General features: G+C 43.7%; 14 protein-coding genes. 5 read left to right on the forward strand and 9 right to left on the reverse strand.

What is annotated here, in order from left to right:
• Positions 1-62: 62 nt before the first annotated feature.
• On the reverse strand, positions 63-1532 hold the full coding sequence (gene guaB, locus J0K78_RS08670; RefSeq protein ID WP_206946327.1) for an IMP dehydrogenase: 1470 nt from the start codon (positions 1530-1532) through the stop codon (positions 63-65).
• 173 nt (positions 1533-1705) lie between these two features.
• Here guaB and J0K78_RS08675 point away from each other — a divergent pair, with 173 nt between their 5' ends.
• Positions 1706-2422 carry a YaaC family protein gene (locus tag J0K78_RS08675; RefSeq protein ID WP_206946328.1) on the forward strand — a complete coding sequence of 239 codons (717 nt, stop codon included), beginning with the start codon at positions 1706-1708 and terminating at the stop codon, positions 2420-2422.
• Positions 2423-2438: 16 nt separating this feature from the next.
• Here the strand turns inward: J0K78_RS08675 and J0K78_RS08680 are convergent, their stop codons facing one another.
• The 8 genes from J0K78_RS08680 to dnaA form a co-directional block, all read right to left on the reverse strand.
• On the reverse strand, positions 2439-3533 hold the full coding sequence (locus J0K78_RS08680; RefSeq protein WP_206946329.1) for an HD-GYP domain-containing protein: 1095 nt from the start codon (positions 3531-3533) through the stop codon (positions 2439-2441).
• A gap of 344 nt (positions 3534-3877) precedes the next feature.
• Entirely contained in the window at positions 3878-6430 is a 2553-nt protein-coding gene (gene gyrA, locus J0K78_RS08685; RefSeq protein WP_206946330.1) for a DNA gyrase subunit A, read from the reverse strand.
• An 80-nt stretch (positions 6431-6510) separates the two neighbouring features.
• Positions 6511-8433 carry a DNA topoisomerase (ATP-hydrolyzing) subunit B gene (gene gyrB, locus J0K78_RS08690; RefSeq protein WP_242517798.1) on the reverse strand — a complete coding sequence of 641 codons (1923 nt, stop codon included), beginning with the start codon at positions 8431-8433 and terminating at the stop codon, positions 6511-6513.
• 65 nt (positions 8434-8498) lie between these two features.
• Complete coding sequence (remB, locus tag J0K78_RS08695; RefSeq protein ID WP_206946331.1) at positions 8499-8783, reverse strand: extracellular matrix regulator RemB; 285 nt, start codon at positions 8781-8783, stop codon at positions 8499-8501.
• 9 nt (positions 8784-8792) lie between these two features.
• Positions 8793-9911: a DNA replication/repair protein RecF gene (gene recF, locus J0K78_RS08700; protein WP_206946332.1), complete on the reverse strand. Its 1119-nt coding sequence runs from the start codon at positions 9909-9911 to the stop codon at positions 8793-8795.
• Between the two features lie 9 nt (positions 9912-9920).
• Positions 9921-10142, reverse strand: coding sequence for a S4 domain-containing protein YaaA (gene yaaA / locus J0K78_RS08705; protein WP_160910481.1), 222 nt, complete (start codon positions 10140-10142; stop codon positions 9921-9923).
• Between the two features lie 350 nt (positions 10143-10492).
• Positions 10493-11632 carry a DNA polymerase III subunit beta gene (dnaN, locus tag J0K78_RS08710; RefSeq protein WP_206946333.1) on the reverse strand — a complete coding sequence of 380 codons (1140 nt, stop codon included), beginning with the start codon at positions 11630-11632 and terminating at the stop codon, positions 10493-10495.
• 175 nt (positions 11633-11807) lie between these two features.
• Positions 11808-13163, reverse strand: a complete 1356-nt coding sequence (dnaA, locus tag J0K78_RS08715; RefSeq protein ID WP_146814498.1) for a chromosomal replication initiator protein DnaA — start codon at positions 13161-13163, stop codon at positions 11808-11810.
• Positions 13164-13835: 672 nt separating this feature from the next.
• Between dnaA and rpmH the strand changes: the two genes are divergently transcribed.
• From rpmH to jag, 4 genes are all read left to right on the forward strand, one after another.
• The gene (rpmH, locus tag J0K78_RS08720; protein ID WP_160910483.1) at positions 13836-13973 is read left to right on the forward strand and encodes a 50S ribosomal protein L34; all 138 of its coding nucleotides are present in this window, start codon (positions 13836-13838) and stop codon (positions 13971-13973) included.
• 265 nt (positions 13974-14238) lie between these two features.
• On the forward strand, positions 14239-14592 hold the full coding sequence (rnpA, locus tag J0K78_RS08725) for a ribonuclease P protein component (protein WP_160910484.1): 354 nt from the start codon (positions 14239-14241) through the stop codon (positions 14590-14592).
• 112 nt (positions 14593-14704) lie between these two features.
• Positions 14705-15463, forward strand: coding sequence for a YidC family membrane integrase SpoIIIJ (gene spoIIIJ / locus J0K78_RS08730; protein WP_206946334.1), 759 nt, complete (start codon positions 14705-14707; stop codon positions 15461-15463).
• Positions 15463-16077, forward strand: a complete 615-nt coding sequence (gene jag / locus J0K78_RS08735; RefSeq protein ID WP_160910486.1) for an RNA-binding cell elongation regulator Jag/EloR — start codon at positions 15463-15465, stop codon at positions 16075-16077. The genes spoIIIJ and jag overlap by 1 nt, the downstream gene beginning before the upstream one ends.
• Positions 16078-16811: the final 734 nt, after the last annotated feature.

The following is a 16811-nucleotide window of genomic DNA, read 5'->3' on the forward strand; positions in this document are numbered from 1 at the left end:
ATCACATGCGTATATAAAAGAATAGACAGGGAAAAGTCCCTGTCTATCACTTTTTATACGGGTCAAACGGAGTAGTTTGGCGCTTCTTTTGTAATTTGTACATCATGTGGATGACTCTCTCTTAAGCCTGCTCCTGTAATTCTTGTGAATTGTGCGTCTGTACGTAAAGCCGTGATAGTTGGTGTTCCACAATACCCCATACCCGAACGAATACCACCGAGAAGCTGATGAATGGAGTCTGCCAATGGTCCTTTATATGGCATACGTCCTTCAATCCCTTCCGGTACAAGCTTTTTCGATTCTTGCTCGCTTTGGAAGTAGCGGTCTTTGGATCCGGATTCCATGGCACCGACAGATCCCATTCCACGATAGACTTTGAAACGGCGGCCCTGGAAGATTTCTGTTTCGCCAGGACTCTCAGAGACACCGGCAAGCAAGCTTCCGAGCATGACGGCATGTCCGCCTGCGGCAAGAGCCTTCACAATATCACCGGAGTATTTGATTCCTCCGTCGGCAATGATCGGCTTATTGTATTTCGCCGCTTCTTTCGCACAGTCATAGACGGCTGTGATTTGAGGGACGCCGACACCAGCAACGACACGTGTGGTACAAATGGAACCTGGCCCGATTCCGACTTTGACAACGTCCGCTCCGGCTTCGATCAATTCGCGTGTTGCATCTGCTGTCCCTACGTTGCCTGCAATGATATTCACTTTTGGATGACGGTCACGGATGCGCTTGACCTGTTCGATCACACCCTGAGAATGTCCATGAGCAGTATCAACAACAAGAGCATCGACACCTGCTTCTACTAATTTATCAATACGCGTCATCGCATCTGCCGTGACACCAACAGCTGCAGCACACAGAAGACGTCCTTGCTCATCTTTTGCTGATAAAGGAAATTCGATCACTTTCTCTATATCCTTAATGGTGATCAATCCTTTGAGAATCCCATTGTTGTCGACCATCGGAAGCTTTTCAATCTTATATTGCTGCAAGATTTTTTCTGCTTCATCGAGTGTCGTTCCTACAGGTGCTGTGACAAGGTTCTCGTGCGTCATGACGTCACTGATTTGAATCGAATAATCTTCTATAAAACGGAGGTCACGGTTGGTGATGATTCCGACAAGTTTCTGTTCTTCCACACTATTGACGATCGGCACACCGGAAATACGGAATTTCCCCATTAAATGTTCAGCATCAAAAACCTGGTGTTCGGGAGTCAAAAAGAACGGGTTCGTAATGACGCCGCTTTCGGAGCGTTTCACTCGGTCCACGTGTTCCGCCTGCTCTTCAATCGACATATTTTTATGAATGACGCCAAGTCCTCCCTGACGTGCCATACCGATCGCCATCTTGGCCTCCGTCACCGTATCCATTCCGGCACTGATGATGGGCATATTCAGACGTAACGTTGGAGACAACTCTGTTGCCAGCGAAACATCACGCGGCAAAACATCGGACTTAGCAGGCAAAAGTAGTACATCGTCAAACGTTAAACCTTCTTTTGTAAACTTGTCTTCACGCATGCTTGACCTCTCCTTTTCTTCTTAAAATAGTTTGGGTGAAAGTGGGTAAAATAAGTGGTATATTCTCGTAACACCATTTCTTATTGTTATTTACAATACGACAATGGTCGGGCTTTTTCAACCATAAAAAAATGGGAGAGAATTCCTTTGATGTTAGAAAGGAGGAACTTTCTTTGCACTCCACCGATCCAATTCTCACTTACCTTCAAGTGACTGCACATACAAGACCCTTCTTGTTGTCTTGTTATGAAAAGATCAATCATTCACGAGCCGAACATCATGCATACAACAATGCAGAACGATTCATTCACGGTCTCAGCCTCGGGCAGGATTATTGGTCGACAGCTTTACATACACCTCTGAGTGTAAAGCCTCTTCTTTTTTATTATGGAATGAACCATTTTATTAAAAGCTGCCTGTTGACGGTTGATCCTGGATATCCTGCCACTGCAAAGGTTCTTGCCCACGGGCTGTCGACACGTAAAAGAAAAAAACAGCATTATCGTTTTTTAGAGGACGATATCCGTATTCAGCCGCATGGATTATTTCCGCATGCAGCTGAGCATTTGTTTCAATTTTCCTCACAAAAAACAAAGATATCAATGGATGAATTGCTCCGTCCGCTTCCTGGAATGGAAGAGCTGTTTCTCCTAAAGAACCCGCTCCCTATCACCATTGATGAAGAATGGCCTGAACTGCTGGCTTATTTTGCTGTCCTTTATAACTTGAGTATGCTCGTCCGTTATGAAGGGGAGTGGTGGGGGGAAATGGAGCAGATGAAAGATCGAGAGGATTATGTGTTCATCGTACACTTTTTACATTCAGCCTCGGGTCGCATTCCAAAAATTTTCGCTTCCTGGCTGAAAGACCAGTTTGCCTCCCTTTCCTGAAGCAAACTGGTCTCTTTTATTCATATACTTCTTCAATATGAAGGTCCAGTTGTTCTTTCAACGCGAGAATCTGTCCGTCATCTATGGTCCGTACCAGCGGCCTTGTCGGATTTGCCTTTTCCACGAAAATTACCTCTGCCTCGCGATGATCAGACAAACGAATGTTGGTCCCTGTAGAATAACTGGTCATTTCCTTAACTAAAGCGCTGATTACTTTATGGTCATAGCGGCCGAACTGTTCCTGGAGGATTTCTTCGAGCACTTTATAAGGGGACTGTTTCCTACGGTACATCCTCTCAGACGTCATAGCGTGATACATATCACAAACAGCGATGATCTGACTGAACGGATGGATTTTATTCTGACTGACTCCTAAAGGATAACCTGTCCCATCCAAACGTTCATGATGCTGTAAAATAGCAATCTTCGCGTGATTGCTCAAGGAAGAGATTTTTTCTACGTTGCGATAGCTGTAAGTCGGATGGTTTTTCACCCTCTCATATTCCTGCTCTGTTAAAGGGGAATCTTTCCATGTAATTCGTTCACTGATTTTAGCCATCCCACTATCTGCTAGAAGACCTGCTAAACCGACTTGAATCCATTCACCATAATTGTATCCCATTTTTCGTGCAACATAGCTGGACAACAGCCCCATCGCTACACTGTGATGATAGATATAATCTTTACTGGATGTATAATGATGGAGCGAGAAAACCTCCCTCCCTGCGGAATCAGCCGCTCTCTCAAGGAGGGGGACCATCACTTTGCGGATCTCGCTAATATTTACAGGCGAGCCTCCCTGCCACGAAATGAACCATTTTTTATATTCCTGAACGGCAGCTAAGTAGGATTCAAAAAATGGAAGGGGCGTTTCCTCCATCCCCCGTTTCTGATGTGGATCTTCCTGGTCTGTGGTTCCGGAAGCTATAAAAAGCGAACCGTCCGACCGGCGATTGGAGATTTCCACGAGATCAATGTTGAATTTTTGCAGTACATCAATATGGACAGGCTGAAGGGTCGTATTTTTAGGAACAATCGGTCGATTCGTCCGCCCCATGACATCTTTCGTCAAGAGACAACCCGGTTCCAATTGAGATGTAGCTACCCTCATGACAACGAACCACCTTTCACTAGTTTCTTTTTATGTCAGAACCTTAATCTCACAGTCATTTCAGATAAGCGAGCTATCCTGAAAGACTAAACCGCGGCATTTAAATACTGCAGATCTCCCGTGAGGACGGCTTGCCGCCATGCCCTCAAGAAAGCAAACTGCACACTAAATACTTATATAAAGGTCTTATGTATGACGTCTAGTTCTATATTACCATGAATGATGTAATAAAATAGCAAATATTGAAAATTTAATGGATCACTTTTACTCTGTTATTCCTCCATCTATAAAAAAGTCGCCTGTCGAATAATTCGACAGGCGACGGATCATAGAAGTTTGCTTACTTATGATTCATCTGATTCTTCTTCTGTTGAATCAGATGGTGTTTCAGCATCTTCAGAAACCTCATCTTGAGATTCCGCTTCTTTTTCAAGCGCTTCTTCTAATAATTCTTCTTCTTCTTTTTCTGACTCGACACGAGCGACGGTAGCGACTTCTTCACCTTCTCCAAGACGAATCAAGCGTACACCCTGTGTGTTCCGTCCTGTTTCAGAAATACTTTCCATCGGCATACGGATTAAGACACCACTCTCTGTTATGATCATGATATCTTCTTCACCATTAATGGCTTTCGTAGCGACGACCTGACCATTTTTATCTGTCAGATTACACGTAATGATCCCTTTACCACCACGGTTGGTAATCCGGTATTCCTCGGCCGGTGTGCGCTTTCCATACCCTTTGCTTGTAACGGTGAGTACTTGCAGGGAATCATCAAGGATTTCCATGGATACGACTTTGTCGTCTTCCCGGAGGGAGATCCCTTTAACACCTGCGGCTGTACGTCCCATCGCTCGGATTTGATCTTCATTGAAACGGATCAAATAGCCGTTCTGGGTTCCGATCATGATATCTTTCGTTCCATCCGTCAGACGGACGGAGATCAGTTCATCATCTTCACGTAAACCGAGAGCGATCAATCCGCCTTTTCGGATATTCGCAAATTGGGACAGTGTCGTACGCTTCGTGATTCCGTTCTTCGTTGTAAAGACCAGGTACCAGTCATCGACAAAGTCTTCAACTGAAATCACTGCATTGATCCACTCATCACGCTCCACGTTCAACATGTTGATGATTGGAATTCCTTTAGCCGTTCGGCTGAATTCAGGGACTTCGTAACCTTTAGCTTTATATACTTTCCCTTTGTTTGAGAAGAAAAGCAAAGTATTATGTGTCGATGTGGATAATAGGTGTTCAACGAAATCTTCTTCGTGTGTACCCATTCCCTGCACTCCTCGTCCACCTCTGCGCTGTGAACGATAAGTAGATGCAGGAAGACGTTTGACATAGCCCTGGTGAGTGACCGTGACAATGACCGTCTCTTCAGGAATTAAGTCCTCATCCTCAATGAAGTCTGTTCCGCCAAGGACGATTTCTGTACGGCGCTCATCATTGTAGCGTTCCTTCACATCCAGTAGTTCCTCACGGATAATTTCAAGGACCTTTTCATCGTCTGCAAGAATCGCTTTTAATTCTTGAATCAATTCCATGACTTCCTGATATTCATTCTCGATTTTCTCACGCTCTAAACCGGTTAGGCGCTGCAGACGCATATCAAGAATTGCTTGGGCCTGCTTTTCAGAAAGACCGAAACGTTCCATCAAACCGGTACGTGCAATCTCAGTCGTTTGAGATTCACGAATCAGTGAAATCACTTCATCCAGGTGGTCAAGGGCAATACGCAGACCAGCCAGAATATGAGCACGCGCTTCTGCTTTTCTAAGTTCGTATTCGGTACGGCGGCGAATGACGACTTTCTGGTGTTCCAAATAATGCTCAAGGCACTGTTTCAAGTTGAGCACTTTCGGGTGGCCGTTGACGAGTGCGAGCATATTGATGCCGAACGTTGATTGCAGGGCCGTCATTTTGTAAAGGTTGTTGAGAAGCACATTCGGATTTACATCACGACGTAACTCAATAACGATACGCATACCATTACGGTCCGACTCATCACGAAGATCTGTGATGCCATCGATTTTCTTATCGCGAGCAAGATCGGCAATTTTTTCAACAAGTCGGGCTTTGTTCACCTGATAAGGAAGCTCGTGCACGATTAAACGGGCTTTGCCATTGGCTTGTTCTTCAATTTCTACATCTGCGCGGACCGTGATTGAGCCTTTCCCTGTTTCATAAGCTTTGCGAATGCCACTTAAGCCGAGAATTTTACCTGCTGTCGGGAAGTCCGGACCATAGATATGGTTTTCCATCAATTCCTGGATGGTAATATCCGGGTCTTTACTGAGCGCGAGAACCGCATCAATAACCTCGCCAAGCTGGTGAGGGGGAATGTTTGTCGCCATTCCGACAGCAATCCCTGAACCCCCGTTGACGAGCAAGTTCGGAAACTTGGATGGAAGCACTACAGGCTCCCGCTCTGTTCCATCGTAGTTATCGTTATAATCAATGGTATCTTTGTTGATATCACGCAGAATCTCCATGGAAATCTTGGACATACGTGCTTCCGTATAACGCATGGCGGCTGCGGCATCTCCGTCCACCGAACCGAAGTTTCCGTGTCCATCGACGAGCATGTATCGGTAGTTGAAGTCCTGTGCCATACGCACCATTGTGTCATAGACAGCAGAGTCCCCGTGAGGGTGGTACTTACCGATCACTTCCCCTACGATACGTGCAGACTTTTTGTAAGCTTTGTCCGCATGCATACCAAGGTCATGCATCGCATATAAAATCCTTCTGTGTACAGGTTTCAGGCCGTCTCTAACATCAGGAAGGGCACGGGCCACGATGACACTCATTGCATAATCCAGGAATGAAGTTCGCATTTCGTGACTGATGTTGACTTCCTGTACGCGCGGACGTTCGGGTTGATCCACCATTCTTTTACCTCCTAGTTACCTAAAAGGGGAAAGGAAATGTTCGCCTCCCTTTCCCTCTCTTTCATGACATTCGTTGTATATTAAACATCAAGGTTTTGTACGTATTGTGCGTTCTCTTGAATGAAGTTACGACGTGGTTCGACCTTGTCCCCCATAAGAATATCGAAGGTTTCATCCGCCCCCATCGCATCCTCTAAGCTGACCTGAAGCATCGTTCTCGTTTCAGGGTCCATTGTCGTTTCCCATAGCTGTTCCGGGTTCATCTCTCCAAGACCCTTGTATCGCTGAACACCGGGCTTCGGTGAGTTGGAAAGCTCCGCAAGCTTCGCATCCAGTTGCTTATCACTGTACGTGTAGTAGATCGCTTTTCCTTGCTGGATCTTATAAAGCGGCGGCTGAGCGATATAGATATAGCCATGTTCAATCAATGGACGCATATAACGGTAGAAGAACGTCAATAGTAAAGTACGGATGTGTGCACCATCGACGTCGGCATCGGTCATAATGACAATCTTATGATAACGTGCCTTTGAAATATCGAATTCTTCACCGATCCCTGTACCAAGGGCGGTAATAATGGCACGGACTTCATTGTTGGAAAGGATTTTATCCAGGCGTGCTTTTTCAACATTGATGATTTTACCGCGCAATGGCAAAATCGCCTGAAAATGACGATCTCGTCCCTGCTTGGCAGATCCACCGGCAGAGTCCCCCTCAACGATGTAAAGTTCAGAGATGTTCGCATCTTTGGACGAACAGTCCGCCAATTTACCTGGCAGGTTGGAGACCTCAAGCGCATTTTTACGGCGTGTCAATTCACGAGCTTTCTTCGCGGCCATTCTTGCTCTTGAAGCCATCAATCCTTTTTCAACAATCGTTTTCGCCATGTTTGGATTTTCGAAAAGGAACTTTGTGAAACTTTCTGAGAACAGAGAGTCCGTAACGGTACGGGCTTCACTATTGCCGAGCTTCGTCTTTGTTTGACCTTCAAACTGCGGGTCCGGATGTTTGATCGAGATGATCGCTGTCAAACCTTCCCTGACATCGTCGCCGGTCAAATTCGGATCCGTCTCCTTGAACATATTGTTCTTACGTGCATAGTCGTTGATCACACGTGTCAAACCGGTCTTGAACCCGGATTCGTGTGTCCCGCCTTCATACGTATGGATGTTGTTGGCATAGGAATAAATGTTGCTCGCGAATCCATCGTTGTACTGCATGGCGATTTCTATGGAAATCTCGTCCTGCTCATCCTCGATGAAAAAGGCATCATGCAGGGTTTCGCGCGTCCTGTTCATATGTTCGACATAAGAAAGGATTCCGCCTTCGAAATAGTAATTCACAGGCTCTTCATCTGTACGTTTATCTTCGATTGTGATCGTAAGCCCCTTGTTGAGGAAAGCGAGCTCACGCAAACGATTAGCTAGAATTTCGAACTTATATTCCTCTGTTTCTGTGAAAATTTCAGGGTCTGGTTTGAATTGAATGCGTGTTCCGGTCTGATCAGTCTCTCCGATCACCTTCAAGTCTTCTTCTGGAACACCACGGTGATAAGCCTGGTAATGGATATTTCCATCACGGTGAACAAACACTTCCAGTTTCGTAGATAAGGCGTTTACGACGGACGCCCCTACACCATGGAGTCCTCCGGATACTTTATAACCGCCCCCGCCGAACTTACCTCCGGCGTGAAGAACGGTCAGTATGACTTCAACAGCGGGACGTCCTGTTTTCTCCTGTATCCCGACCGGAATACCACGGCCGTTATCGGTAACCGTAATGCTGTTGTCTTTTTCGATCGCGACTTGAATATGATCGCAAAAACCGGCCATCGCTTCATCGATACTGTTATCGACGATTTCCCATACGAGGTGGTGAAGGCCTTTTTCGTTGGTGGAACCAATATACATTCCTGGACGTTTTCTTACCGCTTCTAATCCTTCCAGTACCTGTATTTGACTCTCATCATATGCCTGCTGCTCTTCGATAATATCTTCCTTCATGGTACTCACCTACATTTCTCAAGTGGTTTATCTCTAATCCCTTACGTCTATCATCTATGGATATATTAAAAATCGGACTCTTCCGAGAAATCTTCCAATTTGTTCAGTGTCGTCATCATGTTCGCCCGTTTCTTTAAAGTATAGACAGATAATGGGCTGAAATAGATGACATCATTCGTAATTACAATGGCTTTCGCCTGGTGGTCTTCCGTTTCAATGACCTGCTTGTCCTTACGTTGGTTATGAATCATCTCTTCGATGATGGAAGAAGATGAAATCAAACTATGATCAATGATCGCCACGACATCCTTCGACTGGATGACGTGATCATCCCCGATATGAATGAACAATTCGCCACCTCATTTCTCTACGTCTATCGTTCCTTCTTTCACACGGAAAATTTCCGCTTGTTCCAGTGCTTCATGTTCAATTCCATCAATACTCGTCGTAGAAACGAACGTCTGCACTTTTCCTTGAATCGTATGAAGCAGATGCGATTGCCTGAAATCATCCAGTTCACTAAGTACATCATCAAGAAGCAAAATGGGGTATTCGCCTACTTCACTATGAATCAGCTCTATTTCAGCGAGTTTCAAAGACAAAGCTGTCGTCCGCTGCTGGCCCTGTGACCCATACGTTTGGACATCTTTTCCGTTCACGTAAAAAACCAAATCATCCCTATGTGGTCCTGCCAACGTCGTCCCGCGTTCCACTTCTTTTGATTCAATTTCTGCAAACTTTTCAGAGAATGTATTCTTTATTGTTTCCAAATTCATATCCTCTGATACTCGTACACTCGCATCATAAGCAATTTCGAGCTTCTCCAACTGCCGACTGATTCCTTCGTGGATCGGTGTAGCCCATGATCTTAGGAGCTGTAGGAATTTAAACCGGCGTTCGACAATCGTCGTTGCATGTTCAATCAGCTGCTCTGTCAAAACACCGAGCATCGTCCGGTCCGCTCCCGGCTTACGCTGTAAATCTTTCAACAGATGATTTCGTTGTCTGAGAATCTTCTGATACTGTCCTAAATGATAAATATATGTCGGTTGGATCTGGCCGATTTCCATGTCAATAAACCGACGACGCACCTGAGGACTCCCCTTTACAAGATTGAGATCCTCAGGTGCAAACATCACCACGTTCAAAGCGCCGATATAGTCGCTCAGACGCTTTTGCTCAATATGATTCAATTTCGCTTTTTTCCCCTTTTTAGAAACGATGATTTCCAAAGGAAAGCGACGATTACGTTTAAAGATACTCCCTTTTATTTTACCATACTCTTCATCCCACTGTATCAGTTCTTTGTCTCTCGGCGTACGATGGGATCTCGTAAAAGCGAGTACATAGATCGCTTCCATCAGATTGGTTTTTCCCTGGGCATTCTCACCAATGATGACATTGATCTTATGGTCGAACGTCAATGAGAGCTCATCATAGTTCCTGAATGAACGTAATGATAACTCATGGATATACATACGCCTGACCTAAGCTTCTTCGACGACAGTGAAGCTGCCGAATTCTTCCACTTCTACTGTATCGCCCACATACAGTTTGCGGCCACGACGATTGTCAGGTTCTCCATTTACCAAAACTTCAAATTCCGACAAGAAAATTTTCACCATTCCACCCGATTCGACAATATTGGCTAATTTTAAAAATTTCCCTAATGGAATATATTCTGTACTGATACCGATCTCTTCGTTCATATCATTTCACCCTATTTCATGAATTCACCTATTTTTCATTTTACTAAAGATAGGTGTGTAAAGAAAGTGTGAGAAGACGAAACAGGTCTGTATGCCTCTTTCATCCCTTTACTATGGAGTTTTCAACTTCTGTATTTTATCTATTCTTTCATCATTCAATCATTTTCGATTTTTCACTGCTTATCAAAAAACTTAGCTGCCTAAGTAATGAGTTCTGTGAAACGAACGGTTATGAACAAAGTCACTTATGATCCAATGTCTCTACAAATAATCCTCCAAAACTGCCCAATAAGAAAAGGTGCTCTATGCAAAACATAAAGCACCTTTTTACCTTTACCTTTTTCTAAGATTTAATAAGTTCTGACAGGGAGAATCAACTGTAAAATCTGGTCGTCATCGACAGGGCGGATCAAGAATGGACGCATGGCTCCTGTAAACTCGACTTTTACCTGGTCATAATCGACCGCTTTCAGTGCATCCATCATGTATTTGGCACTGAAGGAAATCTTCAGATCTTCTCCATCGACAGCAGTCGCCATCACTTCTTCGACAACATTCCCTACTTCGGGGGAGTTCCCTGTAATTTCAAGATGATTGTCTTCTTTTGTAATTAAACGAACAACATTGTTGCGATTCTCTTTCGCGAGAAGAGACGCACGATCTACTGATTGCAGCAATTCTTTTGTATCGATTTTGACAATGGTCTTGCTCTGTTCGGGAATTAATCGGGAAGTTTCAGGATAATTTCCATCTAGCAGACGTGAAAGGAAATAAAGATGTTTCGTACGGAACAACACCTGATTTTCTGTCACACTTACTTCAATCGTTTCTTCGGAATCATCAAGGATTTTATTTAATTCCGTCAAACTTTTACCAGGAATGACAACCGCCGGTAATGATTTTCCTTCCGGTTGTTCCAATGGAATTTTACGCGAAGCTAACCTGTGGCTGTCGGTCGCAATGAATTCCAGGCTTCCGTCTTCAAGTTTTACATGAACCCCCGTGAGGATTGGTCTTGTTTCAGAAGTCGATACAGCGAAAACTGTCTGACGTATTAAATTTTTTAAAAGGTCAATCGGCAGTTCAAAGCTCTCTTCTGTATGAAGTTGAGGAAGTTGCGGGTATTCTTCTGGATCCTGTCCATTCAAATGGAATTCTGCATTCCCGGAACGTATCGTGACATTACGCGTATGGTCACTCTCTATCTCCACCGTATTTTGAGGAAGTTTACGCACAATATCAGGGAAATACTTAGCCTGAAGTACGATGCTTCCCGGTTCGATGTTTTCTACATAAACAATGCCGTCTTCTTCACTAGGAATGAAAGATTCAATCGAAATATCTGAATCACTACCTGTTAATTTGATTCCTTCTTCGGTTGCTTCGAGTTTCATTCCTGTAAGAATTGGAATCGTGGTTCTGGAAGAGATGGCTTTCATGACGTTTTGAACACTATTGATCAATTGATCCCTTTGGATAACGAATTTCATTTTGAATACACTCCTCCTACTTGAGCATATATTAATTATTTTTATTATAAAATGCAGTAATAGTACTAGTATGGGCTGTGGAAATGTGGATAACAAGAGTGAACGGTGATTTGCTATGGTTATCCACATGTGGATAGGCTGTTGACGAACGTGCAACCACTATTCACATTATCCACTAGTGAGATTTCAACTGTTCTCTGATTTCATCCAACTCTTTTTGCAGCTGTTGATCATCTGCCACCATTTTTGAGATTTTTTCATGGGCATGAATGACCGTTGTATGATCACGGCCTCCAAATTCCTCACCAATTTTCGGCAAAGAGAAATCAGTCAGTTCCCTTGAGAGATACATGGCGATCTGTCTTGGAAAGGCGACAGATTTTGTGCGTTTCTTTGCCGGGAAATCTTCCAGCCTCACATTGTATTTTTCACCGACCATTTCCTGAATAGCTTCAATTGTAATGACCTTGGGTTTGGAGCTCGGAATGATATCTTTCAAAGCTTCTGCTGCAAGCGACGCGTTTATATCACTATTGATTAAAGAAGAGTAAGCAACGACACGGATCAGTGCACCTTCCAGTTCGCGGATGTTTGTATCAATTTGATTGGCGATGTAAAGCATCACTTCGTTCGGGATATCCAATCCTTCCGCTTTTGCCTTTTTACGAAGGATGGCGATCCTTGTTTCCAAATCAGGAGGAGTAATGTCCGTGATTAATCCCCATTCAAATCGTGAGCGCAGGCGATCTTCCAGTGTTGGGATTTCTTTAGGCGGGCGGTCACTGGAAATGACAATCTGCTTGCTTTCTTCATGGAGTGTATTGAACGTATGGAAGAACTCTTCCTGTGTTTGTTCTTTTCCTGCAAGGAACTGTATATCATCTATTAAAAGCACGTCGACACTTCGATATTTGTTACGGAAGTTGACGGCTTTATTGTCTCTGATGGAATTAATGAATTCATTTGTAAACTTTTCTGATGATAGATAAACCACTTTGGCATTTGGATTATGATCGAGTACATAATGTCCAATCGCATGCATCAGGTGCGTTTTACCAAGTCCTACGCCACCATAGATAAACAAAGGGTTATAGGCTTTGGCTGGTGCTTCTGCAACAGCTAAGGAAGCTGCATGAGCAAAGCGGTTGCCTGAACCGATGACAAAGGTATCGAAGGTATATTTGGAATTCAGCATGCTTTGCGGTGACTCTTCGTTTCCATTGTTCTTTACATTCGGTACTTTTTTAGATGATAGTTTCACATCTTCCAGGGAGTCGTCCTTAGATTCCGGAATAATAAACTTTGTATCAAGTTCCGCCCCAGTCACTTCATATAAAGTTTCCGTAATCAAGCTCTCATATTGATTTTCAAGCCAATCTCTGGCGAATTCATTCGGAGCAACGATCGTCAGCGTATTTTCATTTAAAGAATCTGCTTTAGTTGCTTTCAGCCATGTTTCAAAGCTCGGTTTGCTGATTTTTTCTTTAATCTGCTCGAGCGTATTGTTCCATAATTCATTGATGTTCTCCAAATTGTTTCACCCCTCTCTGTTTCAGTGGAAAACAAAAAAACCTTTCGTTCTCTTTTTCGAACGTAGCAAAAGGATCGAAAGGTAATCGTATAAGGTTTGTATAATGGATGTCGTTAAAAAACCTCTGATCGGATGTGGATGTCCGAAAGTTGATTTTACTAGAGTTCTAGAAAGTTATTTTCAATATCCACACTCTTGTGCATAACTACATAAACAGCCGTGTTAATAACTGTCCACACGTTATCCACAATCTGTGGAAAAGGTTTATGGTCTTCAGAAGTCATTCACGGTTAAACACAAATATAATACCAGATAAAAACGGCAGTTGCAATGGTTCACACTAACTTATCCACAATTTCAACGCCTTGTAGACAAAAGTCATCCACAACACTATATTTTGTGATTTTCTTGTCGATATTTGTTGTGGACAGTAGAAAACGCAGGGTTAAATTATACACAGATCCTGTGAATGTTCGCCAGGGGGAGAGTTTGTTCGCTTATTTTAGACAAAAGCTTTCGTTTGTTATAGTACAGACCTGTTATATAACGGGTGTGATCTTTAAGGATCCATCCTTAAAATAAAAGTTGACAAAAAGCAAGGGGATTTATTATACTAATCGGGACTGCCTTTTAGATGTATTATTGGAATTTTCCTCAGGAGGTGTATATATAATGAGTAAACGCACGTTTCAACCAAATAATCGTAAGCGCAAAAAAGTACACGGCTTCCGTGCACGTATGAGCAGTAAGAATGGTCGTCATGTTCTTGCACGTCGTCGTCGTAAAGGAAGAAAAGTTCTATCAGCATAGGCCACTGAAAACAATCAGTGGTCTTTTTTTCAGTATAAGGGTCAAAAGAAGGGGCGGATCTTCGTCCCTCTTTTGTTTTTTTATAGAAAAGAAGGACTTAGAAATACTTTTTCATTCTTTATAGATGTTTAATCACCAAAAAGGTGATAGAAGGATAAAAAGAGATATTTTTCTACATAATGGTAAAAGATCTCTTGCTGGAAAAATAGTGGAAGGCAAAACGGTCTGCCCAAGCCACCTTGTATGTGATTTTGGAGGGTGTTCGATGAAAAAAGCTTATCGTATTAAAAAAAATGAAGAATTTCAAAAGGTTTTTCGTCGCGGGCAGTCGTTCGCCAATCGCCAGCTGGTCCTTTATTATATGAAAAAGGAAGAGCAATCCCATTTTCGAATCGGTTTATCCGTCAGTAAGAAAATCGGTCATGCGGTCATGCGGAACCAGATCAAGCGGTATCTCAGGCAGGCCTTTCATGAACTGGAGGCAGAGATCCACCCAAATTATGACCTTGTCATCATTGCACGGAAACCGACCAATCAAATGGAATTTCATGAGATAAAGAAAAGCCTGACCCACGTATTATCACGGTCAAAGCTATTAAATAAAAAAATTCACACGTAATCATATAGAATTATGGTGTCAACTAATGCTAAACTTATGATTGTCGTATAGTCATTCATCGGTTTGTATTAAAAAAAGATAGAAGAGCGATTTTATTAAGGAGGAAGGAACGTTGCGGAATAAATTACTCATCCTGGTCGCGATGACAGGTATGCTTACGTTCCTATCCGGGTGTATGGACGTCAACCAAGAGATCACCTCGGATAGTACAGGATTTTGGAATGAATATATTGTTTATCCATTATCACAAACATTGTTGTTTTTCGCTGATGCCACGAATGGAAGTTACGGATTGGCGATTATTATCGTTACAATCATTATCCGCGTCTTGCTTTTGCCATTGAACGTCAAACAATTGAAAAGTTCAAAAGCGATGCAGGATATTCAACCGGAATTGAAAGAATTGAGAGAGAAGTATTCTTCTAAAGATGCTCAGACTCAACAGAAGCTTCAACAAGAAACAATGCAGCTTTTCCAGAAAAACGGCGTCAATCCACTAGCTGGGTGTTTGCCGATTATCGTACAGATGCCGATCCTGATTGGTTTCTACCATGCGATTATGAGAACGCAGGAAGTTCAAACCCATAATTTCCTATGGCTTGAGCTTGGACAATCGGATCCATTTCTAGCGATTCTGACAGCGGGAACTACGTTCCTTCAGCAGAAATTGATGATGGCCGGAGGCGCAGCTGCGCAGAATCCACAAATGCAAATGATGCTATATATCATGCCGTTGATGATTGGTACATTCGCATTCTTCTTCCCATCTGCCCTTGCGTTGTACTGGATTGTCGGTAACGTTGTCATGATTCTTCAAACCATTTTCATTCGTAGACCAATGATGAAAGATGAGACAGGAGGAGCAAACTAGTGAAGCAATGGACTGCTACGGGAACTACAGTTGATGAGGCGATCCAAACAGCACTAGAGCAATTGCGTACATCAAGAGATCAAGTCGATGTCGAGATCATTGATGAAGGTAAAAAAGGATTTCTCGGTTTTGGTACGAAACCAGCGATTGTAAAAGTAACGATCAAGAAAAATCCAGTGCAGGACGTTGAAACATTCATCTATGAAGTAGCAGAACAAATGGGCGCTCCTGTCCAGGTGAGAACCGAGCTCCGGCAGCGCGACATTTACATGGAGCTTGAAGGTGAAAAGATTGCGATGCTGATTGGCAAACGTGGCCAAACATTGAATTCCCTTCAATATTTGGCTCAACTTGTCGTGAATCGCGAGTCCGATGTTTTCTATACTGTCATGTTAGACGCAGAAGGATATCGTGGTCGCAGAAAAGAAACCTTAGAGAACCTCGCGCATCGATTGGCTGAGAAGGCGATACGGACAAATCAGGAAGTGAAGCTTGAGCCGATGCCTTCGTATGAAAGAAAAATCATACACAGCGCATTGCAAAACCATAAAAAAATCGAGACCGATTCTGACGGGAACGATCCCCGCAGGCACGTCGTCATTCGACCTCAATAATGTGTTACTCATGCTTCTGTTCATCTTTCATGAACAGGAGCATTTTTTATGGATTCCTAAACCAACAAACGCTCCCTATTGTTAAGTAATTAGTTTCGAAACTTTTGTTGAGTAGATGGGCTGCGGGGAATGACTCGCTTTCCGCGGGAGCGCGGTGAGCCTCCTCGGACTGCGTCCAGTGGGGTCTCACTAAGCACTCTTTTCCTCCTAGATATCCGGTTCCGGCGCCTAGCGGCTAGTGAGACTTCCCTCGCTTCTGTACGATAAGTCAACATCGAATCGCTATGCTCTCCGTGTTTCCTTTATCTCCGCCAGCTCAGTCCAGTCCATACGCCGCTGATCGAGGCCCCTGCACACTTAAAATAGGAGTCTCGCCATTCCACTCCGCCCCTTTGTTATATAAGTATCTCGAAACCACTTCGGAATAATCTGCTTTTTTGACATGGTAATTGGATGGGAAGCAACCTCTTACAGTGAAGCGTTCGTACTCTCCTACATCGAATGGGTGGTTGGGAAGCTGCGAGACTCCCGTGGGAGAAGGAGATAGGCGAGATCCCGCACGACGTAGTCCGAGGAAGCCACTCGCTCCCCCACAGGAAAGCGAGTGGCTTCCCAGCGATCCCTCACGCTCAACATGGCAACGAACCTCGAGGCATCTCGAAACTGAGTCCTCAACAATCCTGCCAGTTCGTTCAATAAATAGCTTGTGGTCGTATTGTTCCCTGGTATGGTGG

It is taken from the genome of Halobacillus sp. GSS1 (assembly GCF_017307035.1).
GTDB lineage: Bacteria > Bacillota > Bacilli > Bacillales > Halobacillaceae > Halobacillus > Halobacillus litoralis.